Here is a 13,354-nt window from a genome sequence, read left to right as displayed (position 1 = left end):
GCCACATGGCCACCTCCTCCGAGTGGGTCGCGGGCGCACGCCCCCGCACCCTCCCTGCCGCTGCGACCCCGGTGATCGTCGGGTCCGGCGCCGCCGCGCAGATCGACGGCTTCCACCTGGGTGCCGCGCTCCTCGCGCTCGTGGTCGCCGTCGCCCTCCAGGTGGGCGTGAACTACGCGAACGACTACTCGGACGGCATCCGTGGCACCGACCTCGACCGGGTGGGCCCCCTGCGGCTGACCGGCTCCGGGGCGGCACAGGCGTCGCAGGTCAAGACGGCGGCCTTCGCCTCCTTCGGGGTGGGGGCCCTCGCCGGGCTGGTGCTCGTGCTGATCACCGGCCACTGGTGGCTGCTGCTCGTCGGCGCGCTCGCCATCGCCGCGGCCTGGTACTACACGGGTGGCAAGAACCCCTACGGGTACCGCGGCCTCGGCGAGGTCGGCGTCTTCGTCTTCTTCGGGCTCGTGGCCGTGCTCGGGACCACCTACACCCAGGCGGACCGCATCAGCGTCCCCGCGGTCCTGGGAGCCGTCGCCGTCGGTCTGCTGGCCTGCGCGATCCTCATGGTCAACAACATCCGCGACGTCCCGACCGACATGGTCGCGGGAAAGCGCACCCTCGCCGTGCGGCTGGGAGAGTTCCGGGCCCGGCGCCTGTACGTGGCGATGATCTGGCTGCCGCTGCTGCTCGGCGTGCTGTGCGCCTTCGCGAGCGGGTGGGCCGTCATCGTGCTGCTGCTCGCCTTCCCCGCGGTGCTGCTGTCCATCCCGGTGGTCGCCGGGGCGCGCGGGCTGCTGCTCGTGCCCGTCCTCGCGGGGACCGGCATGTACGAGCTCGGCTTCGGCCTACTTCTCGGGCTCGGTCTCGCGCTCTGAGGTGACCGGCGCCGTGCGACCGTCGACCGCCTCGTCCTCTGCGGCGTTGTCGCGGTCGAGCCGCTCGTTGAGCTGCACGCCGCTGGCCTGACGGTCGCTGCGACGCGTCGCGAGGTACAGCGCCGCGGCCTCGCGCTGACGACGCAACGCCAGGTAGGACACCAGCAGGGCCACCACGATGGCCACCACGCCGAGCAGCCAGCCGCGCATGCCGACCAGGTAGAGCACGAACCCGACGGCGACGATCAAGGCCAGACGCAGGACGGAGTAGATGATGAAGGGCACGCTCCCAGACTAAACGCTTAGGCTGGAGGGATGCTCCGCGTACTCGCAGTCATCGCCGCCTTCGCCCTGCTCGTCTACGCCCTCAGCGACTTCGCCACGAGCGACGAGCGCGACCGGGGTGGGATCCCCAAGTGGCTGTGGGTGATCATCATCGTGGTGCTGGTGTACTTCGGGCCGCTCGCCTGGATCGCCTACAGCCGTTCTCGTCGCTCGGCGGCCGCGGCCCCTGCCGCGCGCGGCGGGTTCCCGGGCGCGGCCCCTCGCGGCCGACGCCGACCGGGTCAGCCCGTGGCGCCCGACGACGACCCCGACTTCCTGTGGCGCCTGGCCCGGGACCAGCGTGAGCAGGCCCGCAAGGACCGCGGCGAGGGTGTCGGCACCGACGGCGCCGTCGACGACTCTGCAGGCGCTGACGGCGCTGCAGACGCCCCGGGCACGGACCACGGCGACCTGCTCGCCGACGACCCGCGCGACGGCTCGACCGACGACCTCCTGCCGGGCGACCCGCGCGGCGACAGCACGGACGACGTCGACGGGGGCGGGACACCGCCCAAGGGCCCGTCCGTCTGACGGGCGCACCCCGCGGTCAGACGGCAGGGCAGGTCGTCTGACCGCAGCACCCGCACGAGAACCGCGAAGGCCCCCGCACCGAGGTGCGGGGGCCTTCGCGGTCGTCCGGGCCGGTGGTCAGATGCCCGAGTAGGAGTGCTTGCCGTTGAAGAGCAGGTTCACGCCGGTGAAGTTGAACAGGACGCAGGCGTAGCCGACGATCACGAAGTACGCGGCGCGGCGGCCGGACCAGCCCCGCGTGGTGCGGGCGTGCAGGTAGGCGGCGTAGACGACCCAGATGATGAAGCTCCAGACCTCCTTGGGGTCCCAGCCCCAGGCGCGGCCCCAGGCGTCCTCGGCCCAGATGGCGCCACCGATGATGGTGAAGGTCCACAGCACGAAGCCGACCGCGTTGAGCCGGAAGCTCAGGGCCTCGAGCGCCGAGGGCGTCGGGATGCCGTCGAGGAACCGCCAGTTCATGATGCGCCAGGCCGCGACGTTCTTGCCGCGCACGACGGTGCCCTCACCGCGCAGGAGCGTGGAGCCGTTGTCGCGAGAGTCGCGCAGCAGCTGCAGGACGCTCGTCGCGAAGGAGACCGTGAAGACGCCTGTCGCCAGGACCGCGACCCCGACGTGGATGACCAGCCAGTAGTTCTGCAGCGCCGGCTGGACGTCGTCGGCGATGACGTGGAACGAGTTGAGACCCACGACGAGGAACACCGCGCTGAGGAAGGTGACGATGATCCCGAGGAACCGCACGTCGCGCTTGAGCTGGAGCACGAGGAACAGACCGACGGCGACGAAGGTGCCGCTCAGCCAGAACTCGTACATGTTGGCCCACGGCACGCGGCCGGCGGCCACCCAGCGGGTGGTGAAGGCGGCGGCGTGGAGGAGGAACCCGATGGTGGTGACCGACATCGCGATGCCGAGCGCCCTGCTGCTGCGGCGCCGCTCGACGACCTCGGAGACCGCCGTGTCCGACGACGCGCCGTAGCGCTCCGGCTCGCCGACCGCCAGGACAGGTGCCTGCGCCCGGACCGTCTTGCGCTGGACCATCGCGTCGGTGACCTGCGACAGGTCGATCGCGAAGGCGATCATCGCGATGGTGTACGCGGTCGCGGTACCCCACGTGAAGAGATCGCTGATCTCTGAGAGGTTCATCGGTCGGCCTTTCCTGTGCTGCTGTCAGGGGTGCTGGGAGAGTCTGGTGCGGACGTGCCGTCAGCGGTGTCGTCTGCGGAGTCGTCGTCCGGTCGCGTGAGCTCGTCCGGGATCGCCGGCAGCGCCCGCAGGAGTGCGTCGACCTCGCCCTGGAGACCGGTGTCGTCGCCACGGGCGAGCCCTGCCACCTCGACCACTGTACGACGCACGGTCCGCCCGCTGCCGTCGGGGTCCGGGGCCTCGTCCTGGGTCGCGCGGACCCAGACGCGTCGTCGCGGGGTGAACAGCGAGACCGACACACCGAGGAGCGCGCCCAGCGAGGAGACGAGCAGCCAGAGCAGGGTCGGGTCGTGACGGAGGTCGAGGGCCACGAACCTCGGGAGGGCGTCGAACTCGATGGTGCCGAGGCCGTCCGGGAGGTCGACGGTGTCGCCCTGGCCGACGAGGAGGGTGACCGCGGTGCCGTCGTCCTCGAGGGACTGGGTCATGTCGTCGGTGTCGAGACGGTACACGTTCTGCGGGATGCCGTCGTCGAGCCCGAGATCACCGTGGAACACGGTGAGCACGAGCATCGGGTTGATCGGGTCGGGGAAGATCGAGCGGGCGCCGTCGTCGGTGACCTCTGCGGTCGGCAGCAGGTAGCCGACGAGGCCGACCTGCTCCCCCGTCGAGACGTCGGGGACCTTGATGACGCCCTGCGAGGTGTAGACGTCGTCCTGCGGGAGGAACGGCACGGCCCCCGCGAAGGCGACCTCCCCGGCTGCGTCGCGCACGGTGACGCTCGGCGCGAAGCCGTTGCCCTGCAGGTAGATCTTGGCGCCGGACTGGCTGAGCGGGTGGTTGACCTTGATCTGCTCCTCGCGGGAGTCTCCGTCGGTCTCGCGGACCGTGACGAAGGCCGTGAAGTCCTGGGCCTTGGCGTCGGTGATCCGGAACTGGGAGTGGAACGAGTCGAGCGTCATGGAGAACGGCACGAGGCTGTTCTCGTCGAAGAGCGCCCCCGACTCGAAGGTGTCGTAGTCGACCACCGAGTTGGCGAAGCCACGGCCCTCGACGACGATCGCCTGCCCGCGGTACTCGAGCATCTGCCCGGCCCCGAAGGAGATGAGGATCCCGAGCAGGCTGATGTGGAACACGAGGTTGCCGGTCTCGCGGAGGTAGCCGCGCTCCGCGCTCACCGTGAGGGCGCCGCTCTTCTCGGTGGACGTCACCACGCGGAACGCCGGCAGCCCGAGGTAGCGACGACGCAGGTGCTTGACCGCCGCCGTGCTCACGTCCTCCGGGGTGACGAGGTCGGCCGGCGCGAGGTACCGCCCACGCGCAGGGAACCGGGCGAAGCGCCGGGGCGTGCGGGGCGGGGCCGTGCGCAGCGCGCGCAGGTGGGCCTTGGTACGCGGCAGGATGCAGCCGACCAGCGAGGCGAACAGCAGGATGTAGATGGCCGAGAACCACACCGAGGCGTAGACGTCGAAGAACCCGAGGCGGTTCAGCCACTCGCCGAGCGTGGGGTTGTCGATCACGTACTGCGCGACGGCAGCCGGGTCCTGCCGGTTCTGCGGGAACACCGAGCCGGGGACGGCGGCCACCGCGAGCAGCATGAGCAGGAACAGCGCGACGCGCATCGAGGTGAGCTGGCGCCACGCGAAGCGCAGCATGCCGACCACGCCGAGCTGGGGCGCGGTAGGTCCGGTCGACGTGCCGGTGTCCGCAGAGCCGCTGAACTCGTCGGCGATCCCCTCGGGGCGGTACGAGCCGCGTGCGGTGGTGCCGCTGGTGTCGTCGGTCATCAGACCAGAGTCTCCGTCCCGCTGATGAGGCCCTGCATGGACCTCGTGAGCTCGCCCCACAGGCCGGTGACGAGGGCGAGGCCGACGAGCACGAGGAGCGCCCCGCCGATCCTCATGACCGCGAGGCGGTGCTTGCGCAGGAACGCGACCCCCCGCTTGCTGGACTGCAGGCCGAGCGCGAGCAGCAGGAACGGCAGGCCGAGGCCGATGCAGTACGCGACCGCGAGGATGCCGCCGCGCAGCGCGGAGCCCTCCTGGAAGGCGAGCGCGTTGATCGCCACGAGGGTGGGGCCCATGCAGGGGGCCCAGCCGAGGCCGAAGGCGAAGCCGAGCAGCGGCGCTCCCCACAGGCTCGCGCGGGGGCTCACGTGGATGCGGCGCTCGCGCTGGAGGAACGGGACGGCGCCGATGAAGGCGAGACCCATGACGATCACCACGACGCCGAGGACCCGGGTGATGACGTCCTCCCAGCGCACGAGGAACGAGCCCACGGTGCCGCTGACGATGCCGATCGCGACGTAGACGACGGTGAAGCCGAGCACGAAGAGGCTCACGCCGAGCAGCAGCCTGCCACGGCCCGCGGTCTTCTTGCCGGTCGCGCCGGGGTCGGAGACGCTCGAGGCGGAGAGCCCGCTGACGAACCCGAGGTACCCGGGGACGAGGGGCAGCACGCAGGGCGAGGCGAAGGAGATGAAGCCTGCGAGCAGCGCGACCGGGATCGCGAGCGCCATGGCGCCGCTGAAGGCCGTGGTCGCGAAGGTCTCGCCGATGCTCGTGGCGGCCTGGGCCTGCAGGGTGGCCCCTGCACCGAGGATGGTCTGCACGGCGCTGATCAGGCCCCTGCCGGCTCGGCGAGGGCGTCCTCGATCAACCCGTCGAGCGTGGTCGCGTCGACCTGCCCGAGGACGCGTGCGGCGACGCGACCCTGGCGGTCGAGCACCACGGTGGTGGGGACAGCGCGCACGGGGACGACCTTCTGCAGGGAGGCCACGACCGAGCCGTCGGTGTCGGCGATCGAGGGCCAGGTGATGTCGTGCTCGCGCTCGAAGGCGAGCGCGGCGCCGGCGTCGTCGACGCCGTTGATCCCGATGAACCGCACGCCGTCGTCGGCGCGGTCGGTCGCGACGGTCAGCAGGTCGGGCGCCTCGGCCCGGCAGGGCGGGCAGGCCGCGTACCAGGTGTTGAGCACGACGACCTCGCCGTCGCCCGGGTCCGAGGAGACGTCGTTGCCCTCGAAGTCGACGCCGACCAGGTCGACGACGTCGCCGCGCTCGTCGAGGGACCAGGTCCGCAGGCTGCCGTCGCCCGACTGGTAGCCCTGGCCCTGGACGTCGTCCGGGTTCGTGTTGCCCGAGTCCGAGGCGCACCCGGAGAGCACGAGGGCTGCTGATGCGACGAGGGAGGCGGCAGCGAGGCCGCGGCGTCTGCGCCGGCCGGGCTCGGTGGACGGGGACGTCGGGCGAGGGCGGGAGAGAGCAGGGTGCACGCGCCCACTATCCCCGATGTCACTGAGAGATGTCTGAGAAACCGGCCGTCAGCGGTGTGAGATGAGTGTGAGACCGACGACCGGCTGCTCGGACGAGCACGTGGCTCAGGCGCCCGAGACGCCTGACGCGCCGGGGAGGAGGTCGCCTGCCGGCTCGGTGTAGTGCAGGCCGACGAGGCGGTCGCCGTCGAAGCGCAGCGAGGTCACCGAGGCGAGCGAGCACTGGCGCTTGCGGGGGTCGTGCCAGAGGCGCTTGTTCTCGAAGGCCTGACGGGCGATCCAGATGGGCAGCTGGTGGCTGACGAGCACGGCCTCGTGGCCCTCGGCCTGCTGGCGCGCGGTCTCGACCGCGGCGTGCATGCGCTGCACCTGCTCCTTGTAGGCCTCCCCCCACGACGGGCGGAAGGGGTTGATGAGGTGCGGCCAGTGCTCGGGGTGCCGCAGGGAGCCGTCGCCGACGCCGAAGGTCTTGCCCTCGAAGTAGTTGCCCGCCTCGATGAGGCGCTCGTCGGTCCCGAGCTCGAGCCCGAGGCCGGCGGCGATGGGGGTCGCGGTCTCCTGCGCGCGCTGGAGCGGCGACGCGGTGACCACGGTGATGTCGAAGTCGCCCGCGGAGAAGTGGTCGGCGACCCGCTGGGCCATCTGGTGCCCCAGCTCGGAGAGGTGGTAGCCCGGGATCCGTCCGTAGAGGATCTTGTCCGGGTTGAAGACTTCGCCGTGTCGCATGAGGTGCACTGTGGTGGTGGCCATGGGCCCATCCTCCCAAACTTCTCGCGACGGCGGGGCACCGTCGGCTCGTCCGGCCTCGGCGCCCGTCGACCCGGGCGCCTCAGCTGCCGTCGGAGTCCCGGCAGGCGTCGGCGACGAGGGCCATGGCCTGACCGAGGGTGCGCAGCTGCTCCGGGGTGAGGACGTCGACCATGTGCCGCCGCACGGACCGCACGTGGTGCGGGGCCGCCTCGGCGAGGGTCTGCATCCCGGCGTCCGTCAGCAGGCAGTCGACGCCCCGGCCGTCGACGACGCAGGCCTGCCGCCGCACGAGACCGCGGTCCTCGAGGCGCCGCACGGTGTGGGTGACGCGGCTGCGCGAGTGCGCGAGGCTGTCGGCGAGGGCCGACATCCGCAGGGTCCGCTGCTCGCTCTCGGAGAGCCTCACGAGCACCTCGTACTCGTGGAGCGAGAGGTCGGACTCGGCGTCGAGGTCGCGGTTGAGCGCCTCGGTCAGCCGGGCGCTGCCCTCGAGGAAGGACCTCCAGCTGCTCTGCTGCTCCTCGTCGAGCCAGGGCGTCGGTGCGGTGTCGCTGCTCATCTCTCACGTCTCTCGAGGGTCCCCGCGCTGGTGGTGGGCGCCGGCGTCGGTCGTGCTGTGCGTCACCTGGACCTTATCTGCCCCGACGCGCGCTGTCGGGACAGAGGGGAAAAGATCGGACGAGGGAGGGGCTTGCGCTCTCGCAGAACTTAGTAGAAGATTCAAGTATTGAAGGTGAGAGAGAACCTCCCGCCGTCCACTCGCCCGTCTGGGTCGGGCCCCGCCCGCCCAGGCACAGAACTGCCAAGGAGCTCCCATCATGACCGCACTCCCCAACGGCCTCGTCGCCGGCACGTACAACGCCGACCCCAGCCACAGCACCGCTGCGTTCGTGGTCCGCCACGCCGGCATCTCCAAGGTCCGCGGCACCCTGGGCCTCAACTCCGCCGTGATCACCATCGGCGAGGACGTCGAGAGCTCCTCCGTCGTCGCCGAGCTCGACGCGACCGCCGTGAGCACCGGCTCGCCCGACCGCGACGCGCACCTCACCGGCCCGGACTTCTGGGACGCCGAGAAGAACCCCACCTGGACCTTCACCTCGACCTCCGTCTCCTCCGACGGCGACGACTTCACCGTCACCGGTGACCTCACCATCAACGGCGTGACCAAGTCGGTCGAGCTCGAGACCGAGTTCGACGGCGCAGCCGTGGACGCGTACGGCAACCCCCGCGCGGGCTTCGAGGCCAAGACCGAGATCTCCCGCAAGGAGTTCGGCCTGACCTGGAACGTCGCCCTCGAGGCCGGCGGCGTGCTCGTCAGCGACAAGGTCAAGATCTCGCTCGACATCTCGGCCATCAAGGCCTGATCCGCTCGGCAGCCGCGCGCCCCGCGCGACCGGCTGCCGCCGCCCCGTACCGAGCGTCCCCCGGCGTCCGGTCCTGAGCGCACCTGAGGCCCGTCTGCCAGCGGCAGACGGGCCTCAGGCGTCTGCGGGACCCGGGTCGTCCGCTACACCTGCGGGCGACCGGACCGCTCGCGCGAGTGGAAGGCGAGGATCTGCAGCTCGCTGCCGAGGTCGACCGACCGCAGCTCGACGCCCTCCGGCACGTGCAGCGCACGCGGGGCGAAGTTGAGGATCTCGCGGACACCCGCCCCGACCACCACGTCGCACACCCGCTGCGCCTGGTCCCCGGGGGTCGCGATGACCACGATGGCCACCTCGAGGTCGCGCACGACCTCCGCGAGGCGCGCGACGTCCTCGACCACCACCCCCGCCACCTCGGTCCCCACGAGCGCAGGGCTCGCGTCGAGCAGCGCCACGACGGTGAAGCCGCGCGCACCGAAGCCCGAGTAGTTGGCGAGGGCGTGCCCGAGGTTGCCGGCCCCGACGATCGCCACCGGCAGCTCGACGACGAGCCCGAGCGCCGTCTGGACCCGCTCGCGCAGCGTGTCGACGTCGTACCCGACGCCGCGGCGGCCGTGCGACCCCAGGTGGCTCAGGTCCTTGCGGAGCTGCGCAGGCCCGACGCCGGCCAGCTCGGCCAGCTGCTGCGACGAGGCGCTCGTCACGCCGTGGGAGGACAGCTCGGTGAGCACCCGCAGGTACCCGGGCAGCCGCTCGACGCTCGCCTGGGGCATGCTCCGGCGGATCTCGACGACGTCGTCGAGCCCCGGCACGGCGGGTCGGGGCTCAGGCTGCGGCGCGGTCATCCCCCCAGGGTAGGTCCGCGGACGGCAGCAGGCCGTGGCGCTCTCGACAGGCAGACCGCCGCGGAGGTCCGTACCGTGACGCCGTGCCCCCCGACGACCTCACCGCCCGCATCAAGACCAGCCGCACCGGCCTCTTCACCGGTCGCGTGCTGCGCCTGTGGACGCTGCACCCTCGGTGGTCCATGGCCCTCAAGGCCTCGGTCGCCGCCGCGATCGCCTGGTACGTCGGCGTCCTCGCCCCGGAGCCGCTCTCGGACTACCCCTACTACGCGCCGCTCGGCGCCGTGATCGCGACCTCCACGACCGTGGCCCGGTCCCTGCGCGAGACGAGCCAGACCGTCGCCGCGATCCTCCTCGGCGTCGTCGTCGCCCGGCTCGCCGACGCCTTCCTCCCCCCTGCCGCACCGTCCATCGCCCTGGTGGTCGGGATCGCCACCGTCGCAGCCGGCTGGAGGTTCTTCGGCGAGATGGGCGCGTACGTCACCACGACGGCACTGTTCGTCCTCGTCATCGGCAGCGCCAACCCCGAGGCCTTCGTCGGGGCGTACGCGGGCCTGGTCACCGCGGGTGCCCTCGTCGGGATCGCCGTCAACCTCGCGTTCCCGCCCCTGCCGCTGACCCCGTCGGACGCAGCGCTCGACGGCCTGCGCGACACCCTCGCCGACCAGCTCGACGCGCTCGCCGACGGGCTGCGCGGCGACCGCCCCCCGACGCCGGGCGAGTGGGACGAACGCCGGTTCGCGCTCGGCCCCGTCCTCGAGAAGTCACGCGCCGCCGTCGCGTACGCGGCCGAGGCCAGCCGGGGCAACTGGCACGCGCGCCGCTACAGCGCGTGGTCCGTCGCGCAGGCCCAGCGGTCCAAGATGCTCGAGAGCCACGCCACGCTCGTCGACCACCTCACGGACCTGCTCACCGAGACCGAGACCCGCGACGTGCGAGACCCCGCGCTCGGCCCGGACCTGCGCCCGCCCGCCGCAGACGCCCTCGCGGAGTACGCGGAGGCGCTGCGGGCGCTCGAGGCCTCGACCGACGCGACCCTGCCCGACCCGCCCACGGCTCTCCGGGAGGCCGTCGACCGGCTGCGCCGCGAGGTGCGGGAGCAGCGGTCTCGCCGAGAGGGCGACCTCCTCGCCGCCGGCGCGCTCGTCCTCGCCCTCGACCGCGCGGTGCGCGCCGTGAGCGTGGACGCCGAGTCCGAGGCTGCGGCCGAGAAGCAGAGCGAGGCGACCGACGCGGACCGCACGGGTGACGAGCAGGACTGATCGTCGGTCGACGACCTGGTGGGGGGTCAGCGCGGCAGGAGTCAGCGCGGCGCAGTGGTCAAGGCCCGGCGGAGCCTCGCCTCGTCCACACGCCAGAAGGCCTGCTGCACGCCGTCGACCTCGACGACCGGCACGTGCTCGCCGTACTCCGCCCGGAGCGCGGCCGAGGTGTCGACGTCGACCGTGGTCCAGGGAGCACCGAGGTCCTCGCACACCCGGGCCACCACCTCGAGGGCGTCGTCGCACAGGTGGCAGTCCTGGCGGGTGAAGACCACCACGCGTCGCTGAGCATTCACGGGACCAACACTAGGCCCCGGGCCCGGCGACGCCCTCCGCGCACCTCTCCCCACCTGCCGCGCGGCGCGAGCCTGGTTAGAGTGGGAGCCGTGCGCATCGACAGGACAGACCCGGAGTCGGGCGAGGTGGTGGCCGAGGTCGCGCTGGCCAAGGCGGCCGCAGACCACGTGCCCACCCACCACGACGACGACGTCGCGGCCGAGGCTCCTGGCGAGAAGGCCCCCGAGGACGACGCCCGTCCGGTGGCCGCGTTCTTCGACGTCGACAACACGATCATCCGCGGGGCCAGCTCGTTCTACCTCGCCCGGGCGCTGTGGCAGCGCGGGTTCTTCCGCAAGCGCGACATCGTCAACTTCGCCTTCCAGCAGGCCCGCTACCTCGCCTTCGGCGAGACCACCCAGCAGATCGACGAGGTCCGCTCCCGCGCGCTGTTCCTCATGACGGGCCACTCGGTCGCCGAGGTCGTGGCGATCGGCGAGGAGGTCTACGACCAGGTCTTGTCGCAGAAGATCTTCCCGGGTACCCAGAAGCTGCTCGACGCGCACCAGGCTGCCGGGCACCAGGTGTGGCTCGTCACGGCGACGCCCGTCGAGATCGGCGAGCTCATCGCCCGCAGGCTCGGTGCGACCGGGGCGCTCGGCACCGTCGCCGGGCACGAGAACGGCTTCTACACCGGCAGCCTCGTCGGCGACATGATGCACGGGCAGGCGAAGGCGAACGCCGTGCAGAAGCTCGCCGTCGAGCTCGACCTCGACCTCGACGCCTCCTCCGCCTACGGCGACTCGATGAACGACGTCCCCCTGCTGTCCACGGTCGGCAACCCCTGCGCGATCAACCCGGACCCCCGGCTGCGCAAGCACTCGAAAACCATCGGCTGGCCCATCCGGGAGTTCCGCGGCAAGCGCCGCGCCGCCAAGCGCGGCATGAAGACCGCCAGCTGGGCGGGCCTCGCCTGGGCCGCCGGCCTCGTGGTCCGCTCCGTGACGCGCTCGGTCCGCGGGCGCCTCGGCCGCTGACCCGACGCCCCTCGGGAACACCTGCGGCCGGCCCCGGAGCACCGGGACCGGCCGTGATCCTCCACCCGGGCGACCTCAGGCCACTCAGGCCAGGCGGACCATGGTCCACGAGACCGGCGGGAGCTCGACGGTGAGCACACCGTCGTCCACCGTGGCGGTGCTGTTGTCCTGCGGCAGCACCGAGGTCTCGTCGTCGGCGGTCGCGGACCAGGTGTGGTCCGGGTTCGCCAGGGTGAGGGCCTCCACCACGTCGACGCCCTGGCCGTCGGCCTCGCGTCGCAGCGCGCGCAGGTCCACGGTGACCGTGGTCGTCTCGGTCGTCGACCGGTTCACAGTGAAGAGCGAGACCGCACCGGTCTCGGGGTCGCGGGTGGCGACCGCGTCGGCGACGGGGACCTCGCCGAACCGCGCGGTCTCGTAGGTCGGCGCGTCGATGCCGACCTGAAGGACGTCGCCGACGGCGTGCTGGGAGGCCTGGGCGAAGGGGTGGAAGGTGGTCTGGCGCCACGACCGGCCGCCCGGCTCGGTCATGATCGGCGCGATGACGTTGACCAGCTGGGCGAGCGAGGCGGCGTGCACGCGGTCGGTGTTGCGCAGCAGCGAGATGAGCAGGTTCCCCACCACCACGGCGTCGGCCACGTTGTACCGGTCCTCGAGCAGGACGGGGGCGACCGGCCAGTCGTCGCCCGTGGGCGGCACCGACTCGGCGCGCTTCTGGTACCAGACGTTCCACTCGTCGAAGGAGATGTTGATGCGCTTGGTGTGCTTGCCGGCGGCACGGACGTAGTCGGCTGCGGCGGTCACGGACTCGATGAAGTGGTCCATGTCGACCGACGACGCGAGGAAGGACCCGAGGTCGTCGTCCTCCTCGAAGTAGTACGCGTGGGCCGAGATGTAGTCGACGTGCTCGTAGGACTCCTCGAGCACGGTGGCCTCCCACGCGCCGAAGGTCTCCATCGCCGACGACGACGAGCCGCAGACCACGAGCTCGATGCTCGGGTCGACCATGCGCATGGCCCGGGCCGTCTCGGTCGCGAGGCGGGCGTACTCCTCGGCGGTCTTGTGGCCGATCTGCCACGGACCGTCCATCTCGTTGCCGAGGCACCACATCTTCACGCGGTAGGGCTCCTCGTGACCGTTGGCGCGGCGCAGGTCGGAGAAGTGCGTCCCGCCGGGCACGTTGCAGTACTCGAGCAGGTCGAGGGCCTCCTGGATGCCGCGCGTCCCGAGGTTCACCGCCATCATCGGCTCGACGCCGGTCTTGCGCGCCCACTGCATGAACTCGTCGACACCCACGAGGTTGGGGTCGCTCGAGTGCCAGGCGAGGTCGAGGCGGGTGGGGCGCTGGTCCTTCGGGCCGATGCCGTCCTCCCAGCGGTACCCCGACACGAAGTTCCCGCCCGGGTAGCGCACCGTCGAGACGCCGAGCTCTCGGGTCAGCTCGACGACGTCGCCGCGGAACCCGTTCTCGTCGGCGCTCTCGTGCTCGGGGTCGTGGATCCCCGTGTAGACGCAGCGACCGAGGTGCTCGACGAAGGACCCGAAGGTCCGACGACGGACCGGGCCGACCGTGAAGGCGGGGTCCAGTGTGAGGGTGACGGCGGCGGTGCCGTCGGAGGCTGTGCCGTCGGAGGCGCTGCGGAAAGGGGCTGGGGTGCTCATGGGGCTCCTGTCAGG

The 13,354-nt window shown here is 71.8% G+C and carries 15 protein-coding genes; 5 read left to right on the top strand and 10 right to left on the bottom strand.

All coding sequences use genetic code 11. From position 1 onward, the window contains the following. Positions 1-5: 5 nt before the first annotated feature. Positions 6-875, top strand: a complete 870-nt coding sequence (locus tag SKED_RS03540; protein ID WP_012865751.1) for a 1,4-dihydroxy-2-naphthoate polyprenyltransferase — start codon at positions 6-8, stop codon at positions 873-875. Here the strand turns inward: SKED_RS03540 and SKED_RS03535 are convergent. Beyond that, positions 846-1,160, bottom strand: a complete 315-nt coding sequence (locus SKED_RS03535) for a DUF4229 domain-containing protein (RefSeq protein WP_012865750.1) — start codon at positions 1,158-1,160, stop codon at positions 846-848. The two genes, SKED_RS03540 and SKED_RS03535, sit on opposite strands and share 30 nt — an antisense overlap. A 30-nt stretch (positions 1,161-1,190) precedes the next feature. Here SKED_RS03535 and SKED_RS19415 point away from each other — a divergent pair, with 30 nt between their 5' ends. Beyond that, positions 1,191-1,730, top strand: a complete 540-nt coding sequence (locus SKED_RS19415) for a PLD nuclease N-terminal domain-containing protein (protein WP_012865749.1) — start codon at positions 1,191-1,193, stop codon at positions 1,728-1,730. A gap of 117 nt (positions 1,731-1,847) precedes the next feature. Here the strand turns inward: SKED_RS19415 and ccsB are convergent, their stop codons facing one another. From ccsB to SKED_RS03500, 6 genes are all read right to left on the bottom strand, one after another. Next, the gene (gene ccsB, locus SKED_RS03525; protein WP_012865748.1) at positions 1,848-2,870 is read right to left on the bottom strand and encodes a c-type cytochrome biogenesis protein CcsB; all 1,023 of its coding nucleotides are present in this window, start codon (positions 2,868-2,870) and stop codon (positions 1,848-1,850) included. Then, positions 2,867-4,657 (bottom strand): cytochrome c biogenesis protein ResB, encoded by a 1,791-nt coding sequence (resB, locus tag SKED_RS03520; protein ID WP_012865747.1) that lies wholly within the window; start codon positions 4,655-4,657, stop codon positions 2,867-2,869. The genes ccsB and resB overlap by 4 nt, the downstream gene beginning before the upstream one ends. Beyond that, positions 4,657-5,481, bottom strand: coding sequence for a cytochrome c biogenesis CcdA family protein (locus SKED_RS03515; RefSeq protein WP_012865746.1), 825 nt, complete (start codon positions 5,479-5,481; stop codon positions 4,657-4,659). The genes resB and SKED_RS03515 overlap by 1 nt, the downstream gene beginning before the upstream one ends. An 8-nt stretch (positions 5,482-5,489) precedes the next feature. Continuing rightward, complete coding sequence (locus SKED_RS03510; RefSeq protein WP_012865745.1) at positions 5,490-6,035, bottom strand: TlpA family protein disulfide reductase; 546 nt, start codon at positions 6,033-6,035, stop codon at positions 5,490-5,492. Between the two features lie 213 nt (positions 6,036-6,248). Continuing rightward, complete coding sequence (locus tag SKED_RS03505) at positions 6,249-6,893, bottom strand: histidine phosphatase family protein (protein ID WP_012865744.1); 645 nt, start codon at positions 6,891-6,893, stop codon at positions 6,249-6,251. Between the two features lie 79 nt (positions 6,894-6,972). After that, positions 6,973-7,452 (bottom strand): MarR family winged helix-turn-helix transcriptional regulator, encoded by a 480-nt coding sequence (locus SKED_RS03500; protein WP_012865743.1) that lies wholly within the window; start codon positions 7,450-7,452, stop codon positions 6,973-6,975. A gap of 259 nt (positions 7,453-7,711) precedes the next feature. Between SKED_RS03500 and SKED_RS03495 the strand changes: the two genes are divergently transcribed. Further along, positions 7,712-8,257: a YceI family protein gene (locus tag SKED_RS03495; protein WP_012865742.1), complete on the top strand. Its 546-nt coding sequence runs from the start codon at positions 7,712-7,714 to the stop codon at positions 8,255-8,257. Between the two features lie 143 nt (positions 8,258-8,400). Here SKED_RS03495 and SKED_RS03490 read toward each other — a convergent pair whose 3' ends face one another. After that, positions 8,401-9,102, bottom strand: a complete 702-nt coding sequence (locus SKED_RS03490; protein ID WP_012865741.1) for a redox-sensing transcriptional repressor Rex — start codon at positions 9,100-9,102, stop codon at positions 8,401-8,403. Positions 9,103-9,185: 83 nt separating this feature from the next. On the opposite strand from SKED_RS03490, the gene SKED_RS03485 reads away from it, so the two are divergent. Next, positions 9,186-10,364, top strand: coding sequence for an FUSC family protein (locus SKED_RS03485; protein ID WP_012865740.1), 1,179 nt, complete (start codon positions 9,186-9,188; stop codon positions 10,362-10,364). Positions 10,365-10,405: 41 nt separating this feature from the next. On the opposite strand, the gene SKED_RS03480 is transcribed toward SKED_RS03485, so the two are convergent. Next, a complete protein-coding gene (locus SKED_RS03480; RefSeq protein ID WP_012865739.1) occupies positions 10,406-10,660 on the bottom strand; it encodes a glutaredoxin family protein in 255 nt (84 codons plus the stop codon). An 81-nt stretch (positions 10,661-10,741) separates the two neighbouring features. Between SKED_RS03480 and SKED_RS03475 the strand changes: the two genes are divergently transcribed. Next, a complete protein-coding gene (locus SKED_RS03475) occupies positions 10,742-11,677 on the top strand; it encodes an HAD family hydrolase (RefSeq protein ID WP_012865738.1) in 936 nt (311 codons plus the stop codon). Positions 11,678-11,761: 84 nt separating this feature from the next. On the opposite strand, the gene arfA is transcribed toward SKED_RS03475, so the two are convergent. Next, positions 11,762-13,339 (bottom strand): arabinosylfuranosidase ArfA, encoded by a 1,578-nt coding sequence (gene arfA / locus SKED_RS03470; protein ID WP_012865737.1) that lies wholly within the window; start codon positions 13,337-13,339, stop codon positions 11,762-11,764. Positions 13,340-13,354 lie beyond the last annotated feature (15 nt).

Origin of the sequence: Sanguibacter keddieii DSM 10542 (assembly GCF_000024925.1) — a bacterium.
GTDB lineage: Bacteria > Actinomycetota > Actinomycetes > Actinomycetales > Cellulomonadaceae > Sanguibacter > Sanguibacter keddieii.
The sequence above is the reverse complement of the archived record's forward strand: the minus strand, read 5'-3'. Positions and strand labels throughout refer to the sequence as shown.

Excerpts from the sequence above, each read along its gene's own strand:
- SKED_RS03540 (WP_012865751.1), top strand. The coding sequence starts at position 6 with ATGGCCACCTCCTCCGAGTGGGTCGCGGGCGCACGCCCCCGCACCCTC.
- SKED_RS19415 (WP_012865749.1), top strand. The coding sequence starts at position 1,191 with ATGCTCCGCGTACTCGCAGTCATCGCCGCCTTCGCCCTGCTCGTCTAC.
- ccsB (WP_012865748.1), bottom strand. The coding sequence starts at position 2,870 with ATGAACCTCTCAGAGATCAGCGATCTCTTCACGTGGGGTACCGCGACC.
- resB (WP_012865747.1), bottom strand. The coding sequence starts at position 4,657 with ATGACCGACGACACCAGCGGCACCACCGCACGCGGCTCGTACCGCCCC.
- SKED_RS03505 (WP_012865744.1), bottom strand. The coding sequence starts at position 6,893 with ATGGCCACCACCACAGTGCACCTCATGCGACACGGCGAAGTCTTCAAC.
- SKED_RS03500 (WP_012865743.1), bottom strand. The coding sequence starts at position 7,452 with ATGAGCAGCGACACCGCACCGACGCCCTGGCTCGACGAGGAGCAGCAG.
- SKED_RS03495 (WP_012865742.1), top strand. The coding sequence starts at position 7,712 with ATGACCGCACTCCCCAACGGCCTCGTCGCCGGCACGTACAACGCCGAC.
- SKED_RS03490 (WP_012865741.1), bottom strand. The coding sequence starts at position 9,102 with ATGACCGCGCCGCAGCCTGAGCCCCGACCCGCCGTGCCGGGGCTCGAC.
- arfA (WP_012865737.1), bottom strand. The coding sequence starts at position 13,339 with ATGAGCACCCCAGCCCCTTTCCGCAGCGCCTCCGACGGCACAGCCTCC.